The 23586-nt window shown below is 71.8% G+C and carries 19 protein-coding genes; 8 read left to right on the forward strand and 11 right to left on the reverse strand.

Features of this window, described 5'->3' with window-relative positions:
• Positions 1 to 310 precede the first annotated feature (310 nt).
• The 5 genes from OHS59_RS13315 to OHS59_RS13335 all read left to right on the forward strand — a co-directional run bounded on the left by OHS59_RS13315 (position 311) and on the right by OHS59_RS13335 (position 6419).
• On the forward strand, positions 311 to 2251 hold the full coding sequence (locus OHS59_RS13315; RefSeq protein WP_328493624.1) for an ABC transporter substrate-binding protein: 1941 nt from the start codon (positions 311 to 313) through the stop codon (positions 2249 to 2251).
• Positions 2252 to 2321: 70 nt separating this feature from the next.
• A complete protein-coding gene (locus OHS59_RS13320; protein ID WP_328493625.1) occupies positions 2322 to 3389 on the forward strand; it encodes an ABC transporter permease in 1068 nt (355 codons plus the stop codon).
• A 23-nt stretch (positions 3390 to 3412) separates the two neighbouring features.
• Positions 3413 to 4351 (forward strand): ABC transporter permease, encoded by a 939-nt coding sequence (locus OHS59_RS13325; protein ID WP_443061629.1) that lies wholly within the window; start codon positions 3413 to 3415, stop codon positions 4349 to 4351.
• Positions 4348 to 5394: an ABC transporter ATP-binding protein gene (locus OHS59_RS13330; protein ID WP_328493626.1), complete on the forward strand. Its 1047-nt coding sequence runs from the start codon at positions 4348 to 4350 to the stop codon at positions 5392 to 5394. The genes OHS59_RS13325 and OHS59_RS13330 overlap by 4 nt, the downstream gene beginning before the upstream one ends.
• A complete protein-coding gene (locus OHS59_RS13335) occupies positions 5391 to 6419 on the forward strand; it encodes an ABC transporter ATP-binding protein (RefSeq protein WP_328493627.1) in 1029 nt (342 codons plus the stop codon). The genes OHS59_RS13330 and OHS59_RS13335 overlap by 4 nt, the downstream gene beginning before the upstream one ends.
• 73 nt (positions 6420 to 6492) lie before the next feature.
• Here OHS59_RS13335 and OHS59_RS13340 read toward each other — a convergent pair whose 3' ends face one another.
• The 9 genes from OHS59_RS13340 to rimP all read right to left on the reverse strand — a co-directional run bounded on the left by OHS59_RS13340 (position 6493) and on the right by rimP (position 18937).
• The gene (locus OHS59_RS13340; RefSeq protein ID WP_328493628.1) at positions 6493 to 7449 is read right to left on the reverse strand and encodes a bifunctional riboflavin kinase/FAD synthetase; all 957 of its coding nucleotides are present in this window, start codon (positions 7447 to 7449) and stop codon (positions 6493 to 6495) included.
• Positions 7450 to 7584: 135 nt separating this feature from the next.
• The gene (locus tag OHS59_RS13345; RefSeq protein ID WP_328493629.1) at positions 7585 to 11145 is read right to left on the reverse strand and encodes a trypsin-like peptidase domain-containing protein; all 3561 of its coding nucleotides are present in this window, start codon (positions 11143 to 11145) and stop codon (positions 7585 to 7587) included.
• Positions 11146 to 11484: 339 nt separating this feature from the next.
• Positions 11485 to 12390 carry a tRNA pseudouridine(55) synthase TruB gene (gene truB / locus OHS59_RS13350; RefSeq protein ID WP_328493630.1) on the reverse strand — a complete coding sequence of 302 codons (906 nt, stop codon included), beginning with the start codon at positions 12388 to 12390 and terminating at the stop codon, positions 11485 to 11487.
• On the reverse strand, positions 12387 to 12872 hold the full coding sequence (gene rbfA / locus OHS59_RS13355) for a 30S ribosome-binding factor RbfA (RefSeq protein ID WP_328493631.1): 486 nt from the start codon (positions 12870 to 12872) through the stop codon (positions 12387 to 12389). The genes truB and rbfA overlap by 4 nt, the downstream gene beginning before the upstream one ends.
• A 58-nt stretch (positions 12873 to 12930) precedes the next feature.
• Positions 12931 to 13227, reverse strand: coding sequence for a DUF503 domain-containing protein (locus tag OHS59_RS13360; protein ID WP_328493632.1), 297 nt, complete (start codon positions 13225 to 13227; stop codon positions 12931 to 12933).
• A gap of 346 nt (positions 13228 to 13573) precedes the next feature.
• Complete coding sequence (infB, locus tag OHS59_RS13365; RefSeq protein WP_328493633.1) at positions 13574 to 16792, reverse strand: translation initiation factor IF-2; 3219 nt, start codon at positions 16790 to 16792, stop codon at positions 13574 to 13576.
• Between the two features lie 162 nt (positions 16793 to 16954).
• Entirely contained in the window at positions 16955 to 17236 is a 282-nt protein-coding gene (locus OHS59_RS13370) for a YlxR family protein (protein ID WP_328493634.1), read from the reverse strand.
• Between the two features lie 124 nt (positions 17237 to 17360).
• The gene (gene nusA / locus OHS59_RS13375) at positions 17361 to 18419 is read right to left on the reverse strand and encodes a transcription termination factor NusA (RefSeq protein WP_328493635.1); all 1059 of its coding nucleotides are present in this window, start codon (positions 18417 to 18419) and stop codon (positions 17361 to 17363) included.
• Positions 18420 to 18421: 2 nt separating this feature from the next.
• Positions 18422 to 18937 carry a ribosome maturation factor RimP gene (gene rimP / locus OHS59_RS13380; RefSeq protein ID WP_328493636.1) on the reverse strand — a complete coding sequence of 172 codons (516 nt, stop codon included), beginning with the start codon at positions 18935 to 18937 and terminating at the stop codon, positions 18422 to 18424.
• Between the two features lie 207 nt (positions 18938 to 19144).
• On the opposite strand from rimP, the gene OHS59_RS13385 reads away from it, so the two are divergent.
• The 3 genes from OHS59_RS13385 to OHS59_RS13395 are packed head-to-tail and all read left to right on the forward strand — an operon-like array spanning position 19145 to position 21160.
• Positions 19145 to 19738, forward strand: a complete 594-nt coding sequence (locus tag OHS59_RS13385) for a hypothetical protein (protein WP_328493637.1) — start codon at positions 19145 to 19147, stop codon at positions 19736 to 19738.
• A complete protein-coding gene (locus OHS59_RS13390) occupies positions 19735 to 20235 on the forward strand; it encodes a ferritin-like domain-containing protein (RefSeq protein WP_328493638.1) in 501 nt (166 codons plus the stop codon). Before OHS59_RS13385 ends, OHS59_RS13390 begins: the two co-directional genes overlap by 4 nt.
• Positions 20236 to 20263: 28 nt before the next feature.
• Positions 20264 to 21160: an aminoglycoside phosphotransferase family protein gene (locus OHS59_RS13395; protein ID WP_328493639.1), complete on the forward strand. Its 897-nt coding sequence runs from the start codon at positions 20264 to 20266 to the stop codon at positions 21158 to 21160.
• A 42-nt stretch (positions 21161 to 21202) separates the two neighbouring features.
• Here the strand turns inward: OHS59_RS13395 and OHS59_RS13400 are convergent, their stop codons facing one another.
• Both OHS59_RS13400 and OHS59_RS13405 read right to left on the reverse strand, forming a co-directional pair.
• The gene (locus OHS59_RS13400) at positions 21203 to 22900 is read right to left on the reverse strand and encodes a proline--tRNA ligase (RefSeq protein WP_328493640.1); all 1698 of its coding nucleotides are present in this window, start codon (positions 22898 to 22900) and stop codon (positions 21203 to 21205) included.
• Between the two features lie 102 nt (positions 22901 to 23002).
• Positions 23003 to 23581 carry a GNAT family N-acetyltransferase gene (locus OHS59_RS13405; protein ID WP_328493641.1) on the reverse strand — a complete coding sequence of 193 codons (579 nt, stop codon included), beginning with the start codon at positions 23579 to 23581 and terminating at the stop codon, positions 23003 to 23005.
• Between the last annotated feature and the right edge of the window lie 5 nt (positions 23582 to 23586).

Genomic DNA, 23586 nt, shown 5'->3' on the forward strand with positions numbered 1-23586 from the left:
CCGCCCCGTCCACCCACGGCGCGGGCCCTCGGCGTACGCCGGTACGCGGCTCGCGCGAGTGGTGCCAAAACAGCGCCGTACCAGCCCCGTTCTGCGCCGCCAGCCTCCGAACAGGCACTCTTCACCGGTCTGGACCAATGACCGTGAAATCCGGGTCAACTCGTTATTTCCGCAGGCCACACGGGGTTCACGGGCCGTTGACGCATGCCGACCAGCGCTGATAGACACTCACATCGACCCGGCCGCGGTCACCGGATCGGCAGGGCAACAGCCCATCTCCGTGCGAGTGATGACGTGAGGTCAGCGAGCCATGGACACACACGACCAGTACGGCACGAAGCGCTCCGCTGTCGGGCCGGTGCGTAGTCCGCGGGTGCGTCGTGGCTGGTCGCGCCCACGCGGCGGAGCCGCACATGTCACAGCCCCGCGCCCCCTGAGGGGCGCTGTCCTCAGGCTGTTCGCTGTCGCCGGGGCCGGTGCGCTCACCCTCACCGCCGGTCAGGTGACTCCGCTCGGGCCGGCGACCCAGCGGGCCGAGGCCAAGGACGACAAGCAGGTCCTCACGGTCGCGGTGGCGCAGAGCGTCGACTCGCTGAGCCCGTTCCTGGCGGCGCGACTGGTCAGTACGAGCATCCACCGGCTCATGTACGAGTACCTGACCAACTACGACCCGAAGGACAACCACGCGGTCCCGGGCCTGGCCACCAAGTGGGAGCCCTCCGCCGACAAGCTCACCTGGACCTACACGATCCGCGACAACTCCACGTGGTCGGACGGGAAGCAGGCCACCGCCGAGGACGCGGCGTGGACGTTCAACACGATGATGACCGACGAGGGCGCGGCCACCGCGAACGGCAGTTTCGTCGCGAACTTCAAGAAGGTGACCGCGCCGAGCCCCACCGAGCTGGTCATCGAGCTGAAGAAGCCGCAGGCCACGATGGCCGCGCTGGACGTGCCGATCGTGCCGAAGCACGTCTGGGAGAAGGTCGACGACTTCTCCGAGTTCAACAACGACAAGAAGTTTCCGATCGTCGGCAACGGCCCCTTCGTCCTGACCGCGTACAAGGCCGACAGCTACGTACGGCTGAAGCCCAACAAGTCGTTCTGGCGGGGGGCTCCGAAGTTCGACGAGCTGGTCTTCAAGTACTACAAGGACGGTGACGCGGCGGTCGCGGCGCTGCAGAAGGGCGAGGTGTCGTTCGTCTCCGGGCTGACGCCCGCGCAGGCCGCGGCGCTGAAGAGCCAGCAGGACGTCACCGTCAACGACGCGCCGGGCCGCCGCTTCTACGCCCTCGCCACCAACCCGGGCGCGCGGGCGAAGGACGGCAAGAAGTTCGGCGACGGCCATGAGTCGCTGAAGAACCAGCGGGTCCGCCGGGCGCTGTTCGCGGCCGTGGACCGGAAGACCGTCATCGACAAGGTGTTCCAGGGCCACGCGGTGGAGGGCGAGGGCTACATCCCGCCGCGCTTCTCCCCGTACTTCTGGAAACCGGCGGACGGCCGGCGGATCCCGTACGACCCCGCCGAGGCGGCCCGGCTCCTCGACGAGGCGGGCTACAAGAAGAACGGCGACGGCAAGCGCGTCGGCAAGAACGGCAGGCCGATCACCTACCGCGTCCTCTGCCACGCGACGGACCCGCAAGACAAGGCGGTCGGAAAGTACCTGCAGGAGTGGTGGGGCAAGCTCGGCATCGGTGTCTCGCTCGACTGCCGGGACAACGTGAGCGACCCGTGGCTCGCGGGCGAGTACGACCTCGCCTTCGACGGCTGGTCGGTCAACCCCGACCCGGACTTCGTCCTGTCCATCCACACCTGTGCGGCGCTCCCGGCGACGCCCAAGGACATCGGCGCGACCGACAACTTCATCTGCGACAAGAAGTACGACGAGCTGTACGACCAGCAGCTCGCGGAATACGACGCCACCAAGAGGGCGGAAATCGTCAAGCGGATGGAGTCGCGCCTGTACGACACCGGGTACATGAACGTCATGGCGTACCCGAACGCGGTCGAGGCCTACCGCACCGACCAGATCGCGTCGATCACGAAGATGCCCGAGGCCGCGGGCAACATCTACGGCCAGGACGGCTACTGGAGCTGGTGGTCGGCCACTCCGGCCGCCGCCAGCGAGTCCTCCGACGAGTCGAGCCAGACAGGCGTCATCATCGGCATCGTCGCGGGCGTCGTGATCCTCGCGGGCCTCGGGGTGTTCTTCGCGATGCGCCGCCGCGCCACCGCGGAGGACCGCGAATAGCCCCTGGCAAGCCCTGGCAGGGCCGGACAACCGAGAGTGGCCTGGTAGTGAAAGCTAGTGAGAGCCGTTCATGACCGCTGAAGCGACACCTTCGCTGGTCGGCAGGACCGGCGGTCCGGCCGAGGCCGGCCCGCCGGCGGCGCGCGGACCACGGGTACGCGGCACCGCGTATCCGCGGTACGTGGCCGGGAAGCTGGGCGGCGCGGCCGTCTCGCTGCTCGCCGTCCTCGTCACCAGCTTCTTCCTCTTCCGGCTGATCCCCGGCGACCCGGTGAAGTTCATGACGGGCGGACGCCAGGTGTCGGCCGAGCAACTGACCTCGTACAGACGGGAGTTCGGGCTCGATCTGCCGTTGTGGCAACAGTTCACGGACTACTGCGGCAAGGCGCTCACCGGTGACCTCGGCACCTCGTACCAGTTCCGGGCGCCGGTCATGGACAAGATCGGCGAGGCTCTGCCGAACACCCTGCTGCTCACGGGCACGTCGTTCGTGCTCTACACGGCGATCGGCGTTTTCCTCGGCACCCGGGCCGCCTGGCGCAACGGCGGCCTCGGTGACCGCCTCAACACCGGTCTCGCACTGGTCCTCTACTCGATCCCGTCGTTCTGGCTCGGACTGCTGCTGATCATCGTCTTCTCGGTCGGGATCGGGCCGATCCCCGGACTCTTCCCGACGGGAGGCATGGAATCGGGCGGCGAGGAGGGCTTCGCGTACGTCCTCGACGTCGCCCACCATCTGATCCTCCCCGTCGTGACGCTGGTGGCGGTCGAGTACGGGCAGACGCTGCTGGTCACCCGCTCGGCGCTGCTCGACGAGATGGGCAGCGACTATTTGACGACCGCGCGGGCCAAGGGCCTGCGGGACGATCTCGTCCGCCGCCACCACGCGGTGCCCAACGCGCTGCTGCCGACGATGACGCTGGTCTTCATCAACCTCGGCCGGACCGTCGCGGGCGTGATCCTCGTCGAGACGGTCTTCTCCTGGCCCGGCCTCGGCGGGCTCTTCTACCAGGCGCTGAGCGTGCCCGATCTGCCGTTGGTGCAGGGACTGTTCTTCGTCTTCGCCGCCGCGGTGATCGTGATGAACACCCTGGCCGATCTGATCTATCCGCTGCTCGATCCCAGGGTGGGCCGATGACGACGACGGACCCGGACGAGCCGATGCCCGTCCCGGACGAGCCGATGACGTCCCGGCCGTCGCCGGCGAAGGCCGGGCCCCGCGCTCTCGCCCGGCAGCGGCGCCGCGCTTCCGCCGCCCGCTTCTGGGCGCGGTACCGCACCCACCGCTCCGGTCTCTTCGGGCTGACCGCGCTCACCCTCTTCGCCCTGATCGCGCTCACCGCGCCGCTGACCGTCGGCTCCGACGTGCAGAGCGTGACGGGCGCGCCGGGGCAGCCGATGGAGAGCCCGAGCCTCGAATTCCCCCTCGGAACCGACCAGTTCGGTCGCAGTCTGCTCGGCCTCGTGGTGTGGGGGTCACGGGTCTCGCTGCTCGTGGGCCTGCTCGCGGCCGTCCTGTCGGTCGCGATCGGCGCGCTCATCGGCATCACCGCCGGGCATTTCCGCGGCTGGTTCGCGACGGTGATGATGCGGATCACGGACTGGTTCCTGGTCATGCCGACGCTGGTGCTCGCGATCGCGCTGGCGACCGTGATGTCCCGCTCGCTCGGCACGATCATCCTGGCGATCGGTGTCACCACGTGGCCGACGACGGCCCGGCTGGTGCGCGCGCAGACCCTCGCCGTGGAGTCCAGGCCGTACATCGAACGCGCGAAGGCGCTGGGCGGCGGCCACTGGCACGTCATGTCCCGGCACGTGCTGCCCAATGTCATGCCGCTGGTACTGGCGCAGACGACCCTGATCATCTCCTCCGCGATCCTCGCCGAGGCGACGCTCGCCTTCCTCGGCCTCGGCGACCCCACGGTCGTCTCCTGGGGCGGCCTGCTCCAGGACGCGCGCGAGGCGGGTGCCGTGAGCGCCGGGAAGTGGTGGTATCTGGTGCCGCCGGGCATCGCGATCGCCGTCGTGGCCCTCGCCTTCACCCTGTGCGGGCGTGCCGTCGAGTCCGTCCTCAATCCCAGGCTGGGGGCGACCCGTTGAACACACCGACCGCCGAGAATCCGCGCTCCTCGGAGCACCTGCTGGAGGTACGGAACCTCGAAGTGACGTACGCCGGCGGGGTGGCCGCCGTACGCGGCGTGAACCTCACCGTCGACGCGGGGCAGAAGGTCGGCATCGCGGGCGAGTCCGGCTGCGGCAAGTCCACACTGGCGCTCGCGCTGCTGCGGCTGCTGCCGGCCGGCGCCCGGGTGAGCGGGGAGATCCTCCTCGACGGCGAGGACGTACTGACCATGAAGTGGGGCCGGGTACGGGCGGTCCGCTGGGCCGGGGCCTCGATCGTCTTCCAGGGCGCGATGCACTCGCTCAACGCCGTGCACCGCGTCGGGGACCAGATCGCCGAGCCGATCCTGCTGCACCGCAAGGCCACCGCGGCGGCGGCCCGGAAGCGGACCGGCGAGCTGCTGGAGCAGGTGGGTCTTCCGGCGGCGCGCGCGTCCGCGTACCCGCACGAGCTGTCCGGCGGGCAGCGGCAGCGCGTGATGATCGCCATGGCCCTGGCCTGCGATCCCCGGCTGGTCATCGCCGACGAGCCGACCACCGCGCTCGACGTGATGATCCAGGCGCAGATCCTGCGGCTCATCCAACAGCTCGTCTCGGAGAAGGAGTTGGGCCTCGTCATGATCAGCCACGATCTGGCGGTGCTGTCCGACACCTGCGACCGGCTCGCGGTGATGTACGCGGGACGGGTGGTCGAGGAGGGCCCCGCCCGGCAGGTGTACGAGGACGCCCGGCACCCGTACGGGCTGGCGCTGTCGGCTGCCTTCCCGCGGATCGGGGACGCGGGATCGCGGTTCGCGCCGCGCGGACTGCCCGGAGATCCGCCCGATCCGTCGGCGCTGCCGTCCGGCTGTGCGTTCCATCCGCGGTGCGCGGTGGCGCTGGACTCGTGCGCCGTGGAGGACCAGGTGCTGCGCCCGGCCGCCCCGGACCGGCGGGCGGCCTGCGTGCACGTGGGTCCCCCGGGCTGGACCGACCCGGCGGGCCCCGCGGCCGTCGCGGAACGAGCGAGGAGCACTCCATGACGACGGCCGAGCAGGTCCCGCCGGTACCGGCGGCCCCCTCCGCTCCCCTGCTGAGCGCCGAGGGTCTCCAGGTCACCTTCCCGGCCCGGCGGGGCGACACCGCCCGGGCCCGTGCCGTCGACGGGGTGGACCTCGACATCCGGCCCGGCGAGATCGTCGCGCTGGTCGGCGAGTCCGGGTGCGGCAAGACGACCCTGGCGCGCTCGCTGCTCGGTCTGGTCCGGCCGACGGCGGGCCGGGTCACCTTCGCGGGCCGGCCGCTCGACTACTCCTCGCGCGCCCTCAAGGCGTACCGCAAGCGGGTCCAGCTGGTCCTCCAGGACCCGAGCGGCTCGCTCAACCCCCGGCACACGGTGTACGACGCGGTGGCGGAGGGCCTGCGCATCCACGCGTACGGGGGCGACGAGCACGAGGCGGTCTCGACGGCCCTGTCGCGGGCCGGACTCCGACCGCCCGAGCGGTTCTTCCTGCGTTATCCGCACGAGCTGTCGGGCGGCCAGCGCCAGCGTGTGGTCATCGCGGGCGCGCTCGTCCTGGAGCCCGAACTCATCGTCGCGGACGAGCCGGTGGCCTCCCTGGACGCGTCGGTACGCGGCGAGATCCTGGCCCTGCTGCTGCGCCTGCGCGCCGAACTCGGCCTGTCCGCGCTGGTGGTGACCCATGACCTCGGCCTCGCGTGGAACATCGCGGACCGGGTCGCGGTGATGTACCTGGGCCGCATCATCGAGACGGGCGCGGTGGAGGACGTCCTGAGGGCGCCGCAACACCCGTACACGCAGGCCCTGTTGTCGGTCCTGCCCGAGGCGCCCGGCGATCCGGTCGTGCTGACCGGCGAGCCCCCGGACCCGTCCCGCATCCCCTCGGGCTGCCGCTTCCACGCCCGCTGCCACATCCTGGCGACCGGCGAGGCGGAGCGCGCGGGGGTGGCGGACGCGTGCCGCACGACGGACCTGCCGCTCCTGAACGGCACGGGCGAGGCCCAGGTGGCCTGCCACTGGGCGGCGCCCCGCCAGGGCGCCCCGTAAGGGGCACGGGGAACCGCGCGCCCGGCCACGACGCACCGTCACCCGAAGATTCACCGGCCGGCCCCGGCCGGGGTCAGGCCCCCGCGTCGTACTCGGCAACAAGCTCCCGAGACCGCTTCACATCATCCGAGATCGCTTCGAGCAACCCCTCGATGGAGTCGAACTTCGCCATCCCCCGCACGAAGGCCAGAAAATCAACGGCGACATGCAACCCGTACAGATCGAGCCCCACCCGGTCGATGGCGTAAGCCTCGACCGTCCGCTCGGTCCCGTCGAACTGCGGATTCGTCCCGACGGAGATCGCCGCCGGCATCGCCTCGCCCTGCGCGTGCAGCCACCCCGCGTACACCCCGTCGGCGGGGATCGCGGTGTGCGGCAGCGTCTCGACGTTGGCGGTGGGGAAGCCCAGTTCGCGGCCGCGCTGGGCGCCGCGGACGACGACGCCCTCGACGCGGTGCGGGCGGCCGAGGATCTCGCGGGCCCCTTCGACCTCGCCCTCTGCGACCAGCCGCCGGGTGAGGGTCGAGGAGAACGGCTCGCCGCCGCCCGCCTCACCGGTCACGTACAGATCGACCACGTCGACCTCGAAGTCGTACGTCTTGCCCTGCTCGGCGAGGAACGCGACATTGCCGGCGGCCTTGTGGCCGAAACGGAAGTTGGGGCCCTCGACGACGACCTTGGCGTGCAGCTTGTCGACGAGGACCTTCACCACGAAGTCGGCGGGCGACAGCTTCGAGAACTCGGTCGTGAACGGCAGGATGAGCAGCGCGTCCACGCCCAGTTCGGCCATCAGCTCGGCGCGGCGGTGGTGCGGGGCGAGCAGCGGCGGATGGCTGCCCGGCCGGACGACCTCGCTCGGGTGCGGATCGAACGTGACGACGACGGACGGGACGTCCAGTTCACGCGCCCGTTCGACCGCATGGCTGATGATCAACTGGTGTCCGCGGTGGACTCCGTCGTACGAGCCGATGGTGACGATGCTGCGCCCCCAGTCCTGGGGGATGTCCTCCAAGCCACGCCAGCGCTGCACTGTGACCGCTCCTCGTCGAACCTGTGTCCGTGTCTGCCTCATACGCAGCTCTAAGGGTGCCATGCCGCGTCCTGTGGACCCGCATCGGCATGGGCCCTGTGACCGGTGGCACGTGACGGCGGCCGTGGCGGGGGGTCACACCGGGACCCGTACCCCCGCGAGGTTCTCGATCATGCGGCCCGTGCTGGGTCCGACCACGGTGGACCAGTCCCCGGGCGCGGTGGTCAGCCAGCGGGCGACGAGCGGGGCGAAGCCGGGTACCCGGCGGCCCAGGTCGACGAGAGCGCGGTCGAAGCGGGTGGCGCCGTCCGGCGTGCGCACGAGCAGCAGGCCCACACCGTGGACCAGGGCCCGGGTGTGTTCCTCGCCGTTGGCGGCCGCGCCCTCCGCGGCGGCCCGTACGAGCGCGTACAGGACCGCCGGATCGTGTTCGCGCGTCAGCAGGAGGTCCAGGAACTCGCGCCGCAGCGGGCGGGACCCTGGTGTGCCGGGGGCCGCGAACACCTCGGCGAGCGCGGCCCGCAACGGCGGCCCGCCCCCGTCGAGCAGGCCTGCGACGAGGGGGTACAGCACCGCGCGGGCGTCGGGGCCGTGCTCCAGCCGCCGGTCGACGTACACCGCCACGTGCGCGGCCGTCTCCGGACGCCGCTCCACGACATCGCGTACGAGGGCGGCGACGCGGCGGGCGAGCGCCGGTGTCGTGATGTCGGCGAGCGTGCGCAGCGTCGTGCCGTCGTCCGGTGCGCGCAGGCGGTCGTGGAACGCGGCGAGCACCGGGTCGGGGTGCGTGGCCAGCGCGGCGACCAGCGCGCTCGCGGGCAGCCGGGGGTCGCGGGCTCTGAAGCGGGCCAGGGCCTGCGGCAGATGGCGGGCCCTGGTGTGCGGATCGCGGACCAGCAGGGCCAGGGCGCTGCCGTGCAGCGTGCAGTCGCCGGGGCGGGCGAGCAGGGCGAGCGCGGTCCGGCGCAGCAGTTCCCGGTCGGTCTCGGTGCGGACGTGCGGAGCGGTCCGCTGCGCGTAGGTCGCCGCCGTCGCCCGCCGGGCCGGGCGCACGTCGTGCACCCAGCGGTCGGCCGCGCGGCACAGCGCGGACGGCTCCTCCTCCGTGAGCACGTCCAGCAGCTCGTCCGCGCGCGGGTGCCCGCTGTCGGCCAGCGCCTCGGTCAGGTCGTCCGGGGCGCGGTGCCGGTGGGTGTGCAGGAGGGCCTGGGCGGCGGTCGCGACGGTGGCGTCGGGGGTGGCGGGCAGCGGTCGCTCGTCGTCGAACCAGTGGGTGAGGTGCGGCTGCACACCGGCCGGGTCGGCGACGAGCAGCTCGGACACGGCGTCCAGGTACCGCGGTTCGGTGGCGGGCGGCGCCTCGTCCGCCACGACGAGCCGCCTCAGCAGATCGAAGCGGTGTGCCCGCGGCAGCGGCAGCCCGCGCCAGAAGCCGGGGCCGAACTCCTCCGGCACGGCCCGCCCTTCGGCCCGCCACCTGACCACGTGCTCGGCGAGGTGGCGCAGCACTCCGAGGTACGGGGTCGCGTCGGGCACCCGGAGCAGTACGCCGGAAAGAAGCCGGGTGGCCCACCAGGCGTCGCCGTCCCCGCTGTCGAGCATGTGGAGCAGTTCGCGCAGGCGGAGGGTGAGCTGGTCGTCTCCCTGTTGACGCGGCAGGAGAAGCAGGGCCTGGAGTACGGGGGCGATGCGGTGGCGGGGGACGGTGCGGACCTCGGGCCCGTCCGGGCGCTCGGGGCCGTGGTGGGGCGTCAGTGTCCGCAGTGCCGCGTCCAGGTCGAGGTGCATGCCCTGGATCCAGTCGGCGAACTCCTCGTGGGCGAAGCGATAGCCGTCCCCGGCCGGCACGAGCAGGCCCTCGGTGAGCACGGCGGACGCCCATCCGGTGCATCCGCCGAGCCGCCGGTCAGGCACCGGGCCCCACGGGAACAGCGTTTCGAACGCGGCCCGGTCCAGTTCCCCCTCCCCCGGGCCCAGGCAGCGCCGCGCCGCCACGTGCACCTGCCCGGAGACCCGGGCCGCGAGGCGCCGCACCGCCGTCCCGCGCAGCCCGTTCGCCGCGGCGAGCCGCACGGCCACGCGCAGACACATCAGATCGAGGTACGCGGCGAAGACCTCGTCGCGTTTCGCCTTCCCCTGCGGGGCGCCGGACAGCGCGGCCCGCACCTCCGAGAGGAGCCGCAGCGTCAGCGGATGCCGTGCGTCGGCTCCGTCCAGGGCCCTCTCCGGGATGCCGTACCGGGCCCGGGCCTCGCGTGCCTCGTCCTCCGTCAGGTCCCCGAGGCGTACGCAGGCGGGAAGTCCCCCGGACGCCTCGTCCCCGCCCCGCCGGGGCCCGTACAGCAGCTCGGGCGGGAACTGGGCCCCCGCCCGCTCCCAGTACTCCTCCCGGCAGGCCACCACGAGACGCACCCCGTGCTCGCGCAGCCAGTCAGCCGTGCCCGCGGCCCACTCGGGCAGCCGGTGGGCGAGACCCGGCGGCATTTCCTCGGGGCTGTCGAGAAGGAGCAGCAGGGGCCGCCCGGCATCGCCGGCGAGACGGGCCAGCCGCTCGGGACGGATGTCTCCGAGCTCCGGCGGGGAGCCGAGGTGCGAGACCACGATCCGCCCCGCCCGCTCCAGCGCCCTTCGGGCCGCGTCGCCCACCGATGTGTCGGTGTCCCGCAGATCGGCTCCGCGCAGCCACAGGGTCGGGGCCGGTTCCGCGCCCCGGTTGCGCCGGGCGGCCAGACCGGCCAGTTCCGTCGTACGGCCGCTGCCCGGGGCGCCGACAAGCCCGAGCACCCCGTACGAGCCCGTACTGAACGCGGTGAACTCCCTGGCCACCGCGCGCCGTTCGACGGGCGGGGCCCCGTCGGAGCCCGGCGGGGACTCGACGGTGGCCGTCAGCTCCAGTACGCCCGCAGGGTTGAGGTCGTCCCCGTAGGCGGGCACTGTCGCGGCGTTACGGGCCAGCAGTTCGGCGAGCGGACCGTCGGGAGGCGTGCCGCCCGCGGACAGCGGTACGGCGAAACCGCCGACCCGCCGGTCGGAGTGGAGTGCCGTGCCCAGGACGGCGACCACGGCGCCGGTGGCCGCGTCGACCACGGGCCCCCCGGCCGCCCCGCCGCCGAGCCGCAGCGCATCGCTGCCGGCCGTGCCGATCGCCAGCTCCAGCGCGTCGTCGAGGAGGTGGAAGCGGTCGGTCGCCGTGTACGTCACGGCGGACGAGCCCAGCACGCGGGCTTCCCGCCAGCCGCCCGCGGCGATCCGGACGTACGTGCCGGTCTCCACGGAGTCGCGGACGGTGATCGGGAGGGGGTCGAGGCCGAGACCGGCGCAGTGGACGAGGGCGAGGCCGAGGTCCGGGAGGGCGGTGACGGCGTCGGCCTGGACCAGGCAGGTGCGGTCTCCGGCGGGCGCGTGGAGGACGAGGCGGGGGAGGCCGTCCACCGCCTCGTGACTGGTGACCACCGTGCCGTGGTGGTCCGCGACGAATCCGGTACCGCGCGGCCGTCCGGCCAGATCCCGGATCCGCACCAGGGCCCGGTCGGAGCCTGTCGGGATCCGGTCCGGCACGGTCGGAGTCAGGTCCGGCACGGCCGGAGTGCGGTCCGGCGCGGTCGGAGCCCGGTCCGGCGCCTTCAGTTCTTTCGGGGCGACGTCCCGGTGGATCCCGCCGTCCGCCTCAGCCGTCACCGAGGTCTCCCGGGTCATGCTCGAACCTCCCCGCCGCGCGCGCCGTCCGTGCTTTCGACGCTTCGATTTCCGACGGTAGGCGCGCGATGATCGGCCGCGACAGATCCCGATCCGAACAAGCCCCCTTCCGCTCCCCCGGTTCACTCCGAGCGCCTGGCCGGACGGGTGAATGAACGGGGGCGGATGGATACAACCTTGGATGGGGGAACCGAGGGGGACAGTGGAGCGGCGCCCACAGAAGACCCCGTGAACGCCGCTCCACGCCGAAGAAGAACAGGCAGAAGAAAAACAAGGAGAACGCGAAGAGGCACCCGAAGGGGCGCCCCTCGAAGGGAAACGCGCCAAGAACCCGAGCGGTCAGCCGAAGACCGCGAGGCTCTTGGCCTTGCCCTTCTGCTCCTCCACCAGCGCCAGGAACCGCCCCTCGGGATCGAACACCCCGACGGCCCCGGCCCCGGTGTACTCCTCGGGCATCTCCAGCCGCACGCCGTTCGTCAGCAGCTGCGCGCGCTTCGTGTCCACGTTCCACCGGGGGAACGCGCTGGTGGCGGCCTCCGCGACCGGCATCACGGTCAGCTCCTCCTGGAGCTGGTCGAGGGTCCTGGCGGAGTCGAGCTTGTACGGGCCCACGCGCGTGCGCCGCAGCGCCGTCAGATGGCCGCCGACACCCAGGTCGGCGCCCAGGTCACGGGCGAGCGCACGGATGTACGTACCGGACGAGCACACCACCGAGACGATCAGGTCGAGAACGGGTGTGCCGTCCTCGGCCACGGCGCCGCGGACGTCGTACACGGCGAAGGACGAGATCCGCACCGGGCGGGCCGGGATCTCGAATTCCTCGCCCTCGCGCGCCCGCTTGTACGAGCGCACGCCGTTGATCTTGATGGCGCTGACCTTGGACGGCACCTGCATGATGTCGCCGCTGAGCTTGGCGATCCCGGCGTCGATGGCGTCCCGGGTCACCTGGGAGGCGTCGGTCGACGAGGTGAGGTCGCCCTCGGCGTCGTCCGTCAGGGTGTCCTGCCCCAGCCGGATGGTGCCCAGGTACTCCTTCTCGGTCAGCGCGAGGTGCCCGAGGAGCTTGGTCGCCCGCTCGACACCGAGGACGAGCACGCCCGTCGCCATGGGGTCGAGGGTGCCCGCGTGTCCGACGCGGCGGGTCTTCGCGATCCCGCGCATCTTGGCGACCACGTCGTGCGAAGTGAAGCCCGACGGCTTGTCGACGATGACAAGGCCGTCGGGCGTCTGCTGCTTCTGCGTCATTTGGCGGCGTCGCCACCCGTCTCGTCGCCGACGGACTCGTCGTCGGACGCGTCGTCGTCCTCGTCCGGCTTCTTGTACGGGTCGGCGTCACCGGCGAAGGCCGCGCCGGCCGAGACCTCACGCACCTGCGCGTCCTTGGCCCGTGCCTTGTCGAGGAGGTCCTCGATGGTCTTGGCGGTGTCCGGCAGGGCGTCCGCCACGAAGGTGAGCGTCGGGGTGAACTTCACGCCCGCCGCCGCGCCGACCGCCGAGCGGAGCACGCCCTTGGCGCTCTCCAGGCCCGCGGCGGCTTCCGCGCGCTGCTCGTCGTCCCCGTACACCGTGTAGAAGACGGTCGCCTCGCGGAGGTCCCCGGTGACCCGGGTGTCCGTGATGGTCACATGCGAACCGAGCCGCGGGTCCTTGATCCCACGCTGCAGCTTCTTGGCAACGACCTCTCGGATGAGGTCCGCCAGCCTCTTCGCCCGCGCGTTGTCGGCCACTGGTCCGTCTCCCTTTTATCTGCTGATCCTTGTACGGCCGATCCTTGTCGCCGCACGCTCATTCGTCGTCTTCCCCGTGGAGGCGCCGTCGCACCGACAGCAGTTCCACCTCGGGACGCCCGGCGACCAGGCGTTCGCACCGGTCCAGTACGTCGGTCAGGTGCCCGGTGTCCCCGGAGACCACCGCGAGTCCGATGACGGCCCTGCGGTGGAGGTCCATGTGCTCCACCTCCGCCGCGCTCACCGCGTACTTGCGTTGGAGCTCGGCCACGATCGGGCGGACGACGGAGCGCTTCTCCTTCAGCGACCGTACGTCGCCGAGGAGGAGATCGAAGGACAGAGTCCCCACGTACATATGTGTGTCCGGATGTCCCGCCGGGTCGGGGTAGGTGGCCCGGCCAAGCTTCTTGCCGGGGCACTTGAACGGTACCTCGAACCTCCGGTGCCGCTCGACGGGGTTTTCCTCGCCCCCGCCGCCCCTACCCTCCCCGTCACTGCATGGGGGCTGCGCCCCCTCGCCCCCGTAATCGCGCTGACGCGCTCGTCCTCAAACGCCGGACGGGCTGAAAGGTATTCAGCCCGTCCGGCGTTTGAGGACCGGGGGTTCGGGGGCTGGCCCCCGAGAAAAACCCCGTGGGGGCCGGCTCACAGGAACTAGTTCCTGTGAGCCAACCCCACACGGTTGAGCCGAGCCGCAGGCGTTACGCGCGCGGCTTCTCGCGCATCTCGTACGTCGCGATGACGTCGTCGATCTTGATGTCGTTGAAGTTGCCGAGGTTGATACCGCCCTCGAACCCTTCGCGGATCTCGGTGACATCGTCCTTGAAGCGACGCAGACCGGAGATGTTGAGGCTCTCCGCGATGACCTTGCCATCACGCAGCAAGCGCGCCTTGGTGTTGCGCTTGACCTCGCCGGAGCGAACCAGCACACCGGCGATGTTGCCCAGCTTGGACGAGCGGAAGACCTCGCGGATCTCCGCCGTACCGAGCTCGACCTCTTCGTACTCCGGCTTGAGCATGCCCTTGAGGGCCGCTTCGATCTCCTCGATGGCCTGGTAGATCACCGAGTAGTAGCGGACGTCGACGCCCTCGCGCTCCGCCATCTGCGCCGCGCGGCCCGCAGCGCGGACGTTGAAGCCGATGACGATGGCGTCGGATCCGGTCGCCAGGTCGATGTCCGACTCGGTGACCGCACCCACACCGCGGTGCAGGACACGGATGTCGACCTCTTCACCGACGTCGAGCTGGAGCAGCGAGGACTCAAGAGCCTCCACCGAACCGGACGCGTCGCCCTTGATGATGAGGTTGAGTTCCTGCACCAGACCGGCCTTGAGGGCCTCGTCCAGGTTCTCCAGGGAGAACCGGACTCCGCGCCGGGCGAAGTTGGCGTTGCGCTCACGCGCCGCGCGCTTCTCGGCGATCTGGCGGGCCGTGCGGTCCTCGTCGACGACGAGGAAGTTGTCGCCGGCGCCCGGGACGTTGGTGAGACCGAGGACGAGGACCGGAGTCGAGGGACCCGCCTCTTCCACGTTCTCGCCCTTGTCGTCGAGCATCGCGCGGACACGGCCGTACGCGTCGCCGACCACCATGGTGTCGCCGACCCGCAGGGTGCCTCGCTGGACCAGGACGGTCGCGACGGCGCCGCGGCCACGGTCCAGGTGGGACTCGATCGCAATACCCTGCGCGTCCTGCTCCGGGTTGGCCCGCAGGTCGAGCGAGGCGTCCGCGGTGAGGACCACGGCCTCCAGCAGGCTCTCGATGTTGAGGCCCTGCTTGGCGGAGATGTCGACGAACATCGTGTCGCCGCCGTACTCCTCGGCCACCAGACCGAACTCGGTGAGCTGACCGCGCACCTTGGTCGGGTCCGCGCCCTCGACGTCGATCTTGTTGACCGCGACCACGATCGGCACACCGGCCGCCTTGGCGTGGTTCAGCGCCTCGATCGTCTGGGGCATCACACCGTCGTTGGCCGCCACCACGAGGATCGCGATGTCGGTCGACTTCGCACCACGAGCACGCATGGCGGTGAACGCCTCGTGACCCGGGGTGTCGATGAAGGTGATGCGACGCTCTTCTTCGTTGACGACGGTCGCGACCTGGTAGGCACCGATGTGCTGGGTGATGCCACCGGCCTCGCCCGCGACGACGTTCGTCTTGCGGATGGTGTCGAGAAGGCGGGTCTTACCGTGGTCGACGTGACCCATGACGGTCACGACCGGCGGACGCGCGACGAGGAACTCCTCGCCACCCTCGTCCTCACCGAACTCGATGTCGAAGGACTCAAGGAGCTCGCGGTCCTCCTCCTCCGGGCTGACGATCTCAAGGACGAAGTTCATCTCGTCCGCGAGGAGCTTCAGCGTCTCGTCGGAGACGGACTGCGTGGCAGTGACCATCTCGCCGAGGTTCATCATCACGCCGACCAGCGACGCCGGGTTGGCACCGATCTTCTCGGCGAAGTCGGTGAGCGAGGCACCGCGCGACAGGCGGACGGACTGTCCGTTGCCGCGAGGCAGCATGACGCCGCCGACCGACGGGGCCTGCATGGCCTCGTACTCCTGGCGCCTCTGCCGCTTCGACTTGCGACCGCGACGCGCGGGACCACCGGGACGGCCGAAGGCGCCCTGTGTTCCACCACGGCCACCGGGACCACCGGGACGACCGCCGAAGCCGGGACGGCCACCGCCGCCACCACCGGGACCACCCGGACGGCCTGCGAAACCGCCGCCACCGCCACCGGGGCCACCGGGACGGCCTGCGAAGCCACCACCGCCGCCACCGGGACCACCGGGACGGCCTGCGAAGCCACCGCCACCGGGACGGCCGCCACCTGCGCCGGCGCCACCGGGACGACCTCCGCCACCGGGACCGCGGCCACCGGGGCCACCGCCGCCGGGACGCGGGCCGGCAGCCGGACGCTGCGGCATCATGCCGGGGTTGGGACGGTTTCCGCCGGGACCGCCACCGGGACGCGGAGCGCCACCGGGACCACCCTGCGGACGAGGCATGCCGCCCGGAGTGGGACGGGCACCACCGGGACCGCCACCGGGACGCGGGGCGCCGCCGGGGCCGCCCTGCGGACGGGGGCCACGGTCCTGGCCCGCGCCCTGGGGACGCGGAGCGCCGCCCGGAGCACCGGAACCACCGGGTCCGCCGGGGCCGGGACGTGCGCCGCCCGGACGGGGCGTCTGCGGACGTGCCATGCCGGTGGAGCCACCGGAGGTGAACGGGTTGTTGCCGGGGCGCGGTCCTGCGGGACGACCGCCGGGACGCGTGCCCTGGCCGCCGGGACGCGGGGCGCCCTGACGGTCGCCACGGTCACCGCGGTTGTCGGGACGCTCGCTGCGGCCCTGACCGGGACCGGCCTGACCACCCTGACCGCCCTGTGCGGGACCGGCCGGACGGACACCGGGCTTCGGGGCGCCGGGACGGGCACCGCTGCCGCTCGGACGCGGGTTCGCGGCCGGGGCGGGGGTGACCGGAGCGGCGGGAGCCGCGGGCGGCGCCGTGAACTCGGGCGCGGCCGGAGCCGGGGACGCCGGGACGGGCTTCGGCGCGGGCTTGGGGCCCGGCGTCGGACGCGTACCGGAGGCCGGGGCGGCGGGAGCCGCCGGGGCCGTGGTGTCCGCGGGCTTCTCCGCGGCGGCCGGCTTCGGGGCCGGCGGGCGCGGGGCGGCCGGACCCGGACGGGCGGCCTGCGCCGGGGAAGGCGCGCCGGGCCTGGCGGGCGCGGCCTTGCGCGGGGCGGGCTTGCCGCCGCCGTTGCCCTGCTGCAGGGCGTCAGTCAGTTTGCGTACTACGGGCGCCTCGATCGTCGAGGACGCCGAACGGACGAATTCACCGAGTTCTTGGAGCTTGGCCATGACGACCTTGCTCTCCACCCCGAACTCCTTGGCGAGTTCGTATACCCGGACCTTAGCCACTTCGCTCCTTTTAGGTCCGGGTTGCGTCCGGACCGTCGCTACTTCATGGGCGTACTCATCGCGTGCTCATCGAGTGCTCATCGCAATCTCGACCTACTTCCAACTCGCGGGGTACCAGGGCCGCACGGGGATCCGTGCGACACGTCTTACGTTGTTGCCTGCTCAGCAACTGTCCGTCCGCTCGACGTACCGGCGCAACGCCTTTGTGTCGAGCTGACCCGGGGCACGCAGCGCCCGTGGGAACGCCCGGCGGCGGACCGCCAGGTCGAGACAGACCAGGGCGGGGTGTACATACGCACCCCGGCCGGGCAGCGTACCGCGAGGATCGGGGACACATTCACCCTCGACCACCACAGCACGCAGCAGATCGGTCTTGACCGCTCGCTCCCGACACCCCACACAGGTGCGTTCAGGGCATGCGCGGGCATGCGTCCGGTCAGACACTCTTAAGTCTACCTCCCTGCACCGACCTCACCCCTTTGGGGCAAGTATCGAACAGTTGCCGCGCATAAAACTGTCGTGAAACCGTCGTGATCTAAGCCACCCTCGGCCTGGATCTATTCCCCGGTCACTCCCCGCCCCGGTCGTCACGGCGGTCCTCGCGCCGGTATTCGCGCCGGTCGTCCGGACGGTCACCGCCGTCTTCCCCGGTCTGCTCGGTGTCCGGGCGGATGTCGATGCGCCAGCCGGTCAGCCGGGCGGCGAGGCGGGCGTTCTGCCCCTCCTTGCCGATCGCCAGCGACAGCTGGTAGTCGGGGACCGTCACCCGCGCGGAACGGGCCGCGAGGTCGACGACCTCGACCTTGGAGACCCGGGCCGGGGAGAGCGCGTTGCCCACCATGTCCGCGGGGTCGTCCGACCAGTCGACGATGTCGATCTTCTCGCCGTTCAGCTCGGCCATCACGTTGCGCACCCGGCCGCCCATCGGGCCGATACAGGCACCCTTGGCGTTCAGACCCGACCGGGTGGACCGGACGGCGATCTTCGTGCGGTGGCCGGCCTCGCGGGCGATGGCGGCGATCTCGACGGACCCGTCGGCGATCTCCGGAACCTCAAGCGCGAAGAGCTTCTTCACCAGGTTCGGGTGCGTGCGGGAGAGCGTCACGGACGGACCGCGGACACCCTTCGCCACCCGTACGACGTACGACCGCAGCCGCATGCCGTGCTGGTACGACTCGCCGGGGACCTGCTCCTGCACCGGCAGGATGGCCTCCAGCTTGCCGATGTCGACGAGCACGTTCTTCGGGTCGCGGCCCTGCTGGACGACACCGGTGACGATGTCGCCCTCCCGGCCCGCGTACTCGCCGAGCGTCGCGTCGTCCTCCGCGTCCCGCAGACGCTGCAGGATGACCTGCTTGGCGGTGGTGGCGGCGATCCGGCCGAAGTCCGACGGGGTGTCGTCGAACTCCCGGGCCTCCTGCCCCTCCTCCAGATCGTCGGGATCCTCCTTCGCCCACACGGTCACATGACCGGTTTCCCGGTCGAGCTTGACGCGCGCGTGACGGCGGCTTCCCTCGGTGCGGTGGTAGGCGATGAGGAGGGCCGACTCGATCGCCTCGACCAGCAGGTCGAAGGAGATCTCCTTCTCCCGCACCAGGCCCCGCAGGGCACTCATGTCGATGTCCACGGCTACGCCTCCTCCTCTTCCATGTCCTTCTCGTCCTTCTTGTCCTTGCGGTTGAACTCGACCTGGACGCGCGCCTTGGCGATGTCCTCGAAGGCGAGCCTCTTGGCGGTGGGCTTGCGCCCCTTCACGCCGGGCACCTCCACGTCCACGCCCGCGTCGTCGACCGTGATGATCCGGGCGACCAGCTCGTCGCCGTCGACCGGCTGGAACTTCACGAGCCGTCCGGTGGCGCGTACGTAGTGACGGTGTTCCCTCAGCTCGCGCTCGGCGCCGGGGGTTCCCACCTCAAGGGTGTACTCGCCCTGGCCCATGGCGTCGGTCTCGTCGAGCTTCGCCGAGAGCGCGCGGCTCACATCGGCGATGGCGTCGAGGTCGGCTCCTTCGTCGGAGTCGACGACGACACGCAGCACACGCTTACGGCCGACCGAGTCCACTTCGATCTCTTCGAGGTCGAGTCCCTGCGAGCTGACGAGCGGTTCCAGGAGCTCTCGCAGCCTCTCGCTCTGGGTGGTGCTCATCCGGGTGACTCCTCGGCCGCGTGTGCTGTTGTGGGTAGGTCGCGTGTCAGGTCAAAGGGTATCCGGTCCCAGGGGGTGTTGCCGTCCACCGCGTACGGCCCGACGGCGGGGCGGCGCCGCTGGTGGGCCCGGGGGCGGTACGCGGGTACCGTGATCAAGGGTCTGCCGCCCATTTCGTTCGTACGAGCCCTGACGAGGACGTCTGCCGTGCCGTTCACCCTGCCGTCGCGCACCCCCTCGGGACCGCGCCGAAGGAGCCTGCTCGCCGGGGCCGCCGGAGCGGGCGCCGTGCTGCTCGCCGGCTGCTCCGATCCCGACTCCGACTCCGGGAGCACCAGCGGGAGTTCGTCCGCCGCCGCGCGGGCACGCGCGCGTGCGGCCCGCGACAGCGAACAGCTCGCGCGGCGGTACGAGGCCGTGCTCGCCGCGCATCCCGCGCTGAGCGCGCGGCTGTCACCGCTGCTGGCCGAGGTCGTACGGCACGCCGAGGCGTTCGGGGGCGGCAAGCGGGCCTCCGACGCGGCATCCGCGTCGGCATCTGTATCGGCATCGGCTTCGGCGACTCCCGACGGGGATGCCGCCGCGGGCGCGTCCGTCTCGTCCGGCTCCTCCTCCCCCTCCCCCGAGGTGCCCGCCACGGAGAAGGAGGCCCGCGGTGAACTCGCCGCGGCCGAGCGCGCGCTGGCGGACCGGCGGACGAAGGAACTAGCGGACGTACCGGGAGAGCTGGCCAGGCTGCTGGCGTCGGTGGCCGCGGCCGGTGCGGCGCACGCGTTTTTGCTGACGGAGGACGAGAAGTGAGCGGTTCCGGCAGAACGACGGCACGGACGAAGGCGCCCGCGAAGGCGTCGGCGGAGCTGACGGCCGCGCAGGCCGCGCTCGCCGCCGAGCACGCCGCCGTGTACGGCTACGGGGTCGTGGGCGGTCTGATCCGTGAGGACCGGCGGACCGAGGCGCGGGCCGCCTACGACGCCCACCGGGCGCGCCGGGACGAACTGGCGCGCACCGTGCGTGATCTGGGCGGGAAGCCCGGGCCCGCGGCGGCGGCGTACGCGCTGCCCTTCGCGGTGACGGACTCGGGGTCGGCCCTGCGGCTCGCCGCCGAGCTGGAGGACCGGGTGGCCGGGGTGTACTCCGACCTCGTCCGGGCCGCCGGGGGCGACCGGCGGCGGGCCGCGGCGCAGGCCCTGCGGGACGCAGCGGTGCGGGCGGTGCGCTGGCGCGGCGAGAGCGTAGCCTTCCCTGGTCTCGCCGAGCGGTCGGCCACCGCCACCGCACCGGCGACACCGACCTCGTAACCCGTATAGGGAAGGGAACTACTCGCGCATGGCTTTCGAACCGCCGCGGCGTCTGGTCAAGGCGCTCGGCGAGACGGCACCGGGTGGTGACGACTGGCTGGCGAAGCTGCCCGAGGCGGCTCGGCAGGCGGTCGCGCTACGCGGGTCGACCCTGGAGCGTGTGCAGGTTCCCGGCGGGCGCAGCAGTCTCGTGATCCTCGTCCGGCTGCCGGACGACAGCCCCGCCGTGCTGAAGCTGGCGCCGGGCCGGGCCCGGCCGGAGAGCGAACGGGCCGCGCTGGCGCACTGGGACGGCCGGGGCGCGGTACGCCTCATGGACGAGCCGGTCGGTACCGAGGGCGTACTGCTGCTCGAACGGCTGCATCCCGATGTGTCGGTGCGGTCGCTGCCGGAGGCCAAGTCGATGCTGGAGGCGGCCGGGACGCTGCGCCGGCTGTGGGTCGAGCCGCCCGCGGACCATGTCTTCGAGACGGTGGCCGAGCGGACGGGACGGCAGGCCGGGGCCATGCGGGCGGGCGCCGACGCGGAGGCGGTGCCGCTGGTCGACGCGGCTCTCGCGGTGCGCGAGGAGCTGCTGGCGTCGCCGCCGCGGGCGCGTCTGCTGCACGGCACCTTCCGGCAGAGCAAGGTCCTGGCCGGTGAGCGCGGTCCCTGGCTGGCCGTCGGGCCCGACCCCGTGGTCGGCGAGTGTGCCTTCGACCTGGCCCGGCTGGTCCGTGACCGGGTCGAGGACCTGATCGCCTCGCCGTCCGGCGCGGCCACCACCCGCCGCCGGGTGAAGCGGCTCGCGGAGTCCCTGGACGTGGACCAGGAGCGGCTGCGCGGCTGGACCCTGTTCCGGGCCGTGGAATCGGGCGTACGGGCCCGGCGGGTGGGCCGGTCGCAGGACGCGGAGCTGCTGCTGGAGTTCGCCGCCTGGCTGTAGACCCGGGGACCGGCCGTTCAGGGACGGCCCCCGGTGTCCGGACTACTCGGCCGTGAGGCGGGCGATCGCCTCGTCCACGGTCAGTTCCTCGCGCTCACCGGTGCGGCGGTCCTTCAGCTCCAGGACGCCCTCGGCCGAACGCCGGCCGGCCACCAGGATCTTCGGTACGCCGATGAGTTCGGCGTCCGTGAACTTCACGCCGGGCGAGACACCGGCGCGGTCGTCCACGAGCACGCGCAGGCCCGCCGCGTTCAGCTTCTCCGAGACGTCGAGCGCCAGCTCGGTCTGGAGGGCCTTGCCCGCCGCGACGACATGGACGTCGGCCGGGGCGATCTCGGCGGGCCAGACCAGGCCCTGCTCGTCGGCGTGCTGCTCGGCGAGCGCCGCGACCGCGCGCGAGACCCCGATGCCGTACGAGCCCATGGTGACGCGGACCGGCTTGCCCTGCTTGCCGAGCACGTCGAGCTGGAGGGCGTCGGCGTACTTGCGGCCGAGCTGGAAGATGTGGCCGATCTCGATGGCGCGGTCCAGCTTGAGGCCGGTGCCGCAGACGGGGCAGGGGTCGCCCTCGCGCACGACCACGACGTCCACGTACTCGTCGACCTCGAAGTCGCGGCCCGCGACGACGTTCTTCGCGTGCACGCCGTCCTGGTTGGCGCCGGTGATCCAGGCGGTGCCGGGGGCGACGCGCGGGTCAGCGAGGTAGCGGACCTTCTCCAGGCCCTGCGGGCCGACGTAGCCGCGTACGAGGTCGCCGCGGCCCGTGAAGTCCTCGGCCGTGACGAGTTCGACGGGGGCGGGGGCGAAGTGCGCCTCCACCTTGTCCAGGTCGACCTCGCGGTCACCGGGCACGCCGACCGCGACGATCTCGCCGGCCACCTTGACCAGCAGGTTCTTCAGGGTGGCGGAGGCGGGGACGTCAAGGTACGCGGCGAGCGTCTCGATGGTGGGGGTCTCGGGGGTGGGGATCTCCTCCAGGGCGGGGACCCCGGCCGCGTCGACGGGCTTCAGCGCGTAGGTGACGGCCTCGGTGTTGGCCGCGTAGTCGCAGTTCGGGCAGTCGGCGAAGGTGTCCTCGCCGGCCGCGGCCGGGGCGAGGAACTCCTCCGACTTGGAGCCGCCCATGGCGCCCGCGGTGGCCGCGCAGATGCGGTAGTCCAGGCCGAGACGCGCGAAGATCTTCTGGTACGCCTCGCGGTGCAGGGCGTACGACTCGGCCAGACCCTCGTCCTCCGTGTCGAAGGAGTACGAGTCCTTCATCAGGAACTCGCGGCCGCGCAGGATGCCGGCGCGGGGGCGGGCCTCGTCGCGGTACTTGTTCTGGATCTGGTAGAGGATCACGGGCAGGTCCTTGTAGGACGAGCACTGGTCCTTGACCAGGAGGGTGAAGATCTCCTCGTGGGTCGGGCCGAGGAGGTAGTCGCCGCCCTTGCGGTCGTTGAGGCGGAACAGCTCGGGGCCGTACTCCTCCCAGCGGCCGGTCGCCTCGTAGGGCTCCTTGGGCAGCAGGGCGGGGAGGGTGACCTCCTGGGCGCCGATGGCGTCCATCTCCTCGCGGACGACCCGCTCGACGTTGGCCAGCACCTTCTTGCCCAGCGGCAGCCAGGACCACAGGCCGGCGGCGGTCCGGCGGACGTAGCCGGCGCGCACCAGGAGCTTGTGGCTGAGCACCTCGGCGTCCGCCGGGTCGTCACGCAGTGTCTTGACCATCAAACGGGACATGCGCTGGACCTGGGCCATGGTTCTCGACTCCTGCTGCGTATAGGTGATGGCTAGGAGGTTAGCCGGGTGTCCGCCGTCGCCGAAATCCGTTATCGGCGCAGGGGCGGGCAGAGGGCACCCTCAGCGGCGGCGCAGGGGCAGCGGGGCGCCCATCACCACGTACGGCTTCGGTGCGCTGGGGAACAGGACCCGGACGACCAGGTCCTCGTAACCGAGCGAGCGGTACAGGCCGCGGGCCGGGCTCTCCGTGTCGATGGCCGACAGGATCGAGCGCGGTTCGGCGGCACTGTCCGTGATGGTGGTGATCAGGGCGCGGCCGACTCCGCCGTTCTGGAAGTCCGGGTGGACGTGCAGTTCGGTGATCACGAAGGAGTCGTCCAGCCAGCCGTCCTGTCCCCGGCCGCGCAGATAGGGCTCGACGACGGTGGACCACCAGTGCGCGCGGTCGTTGGGCATGCCGTAGACGAAGCCGGCGAGGCGTCCGTCGGCGGTGGTCGCGCCGAGCGCGCGGGCGCCGGGGAAGGTGAGGTGGCGGAGCACGATCTGGCGTCGTACGGCGATCTCGTCCGTGCCGAGTCCGAAGGCCACGGCCTGGACGTTCAGCGCCTCGTCGATACGGGTGGCCAGGTCCAGGGGGCCGATGACGATGTCGTCGGGCGTGAGGGGGCCCTGACCGGGCTGACCGGGGAAGCGCAGCATGTGCG

Origin of the sequence: Streptomyces sp. NBC_00414, assembly GCF_036038375.1 — a bacterium.
In the GTDB taxonomy this organism is placed as follows: domain Bacteria; phylum Actinomycetota; class Actinomycetes; order Streptomycetales; family Streptomycetaceae; genus Streptomyces.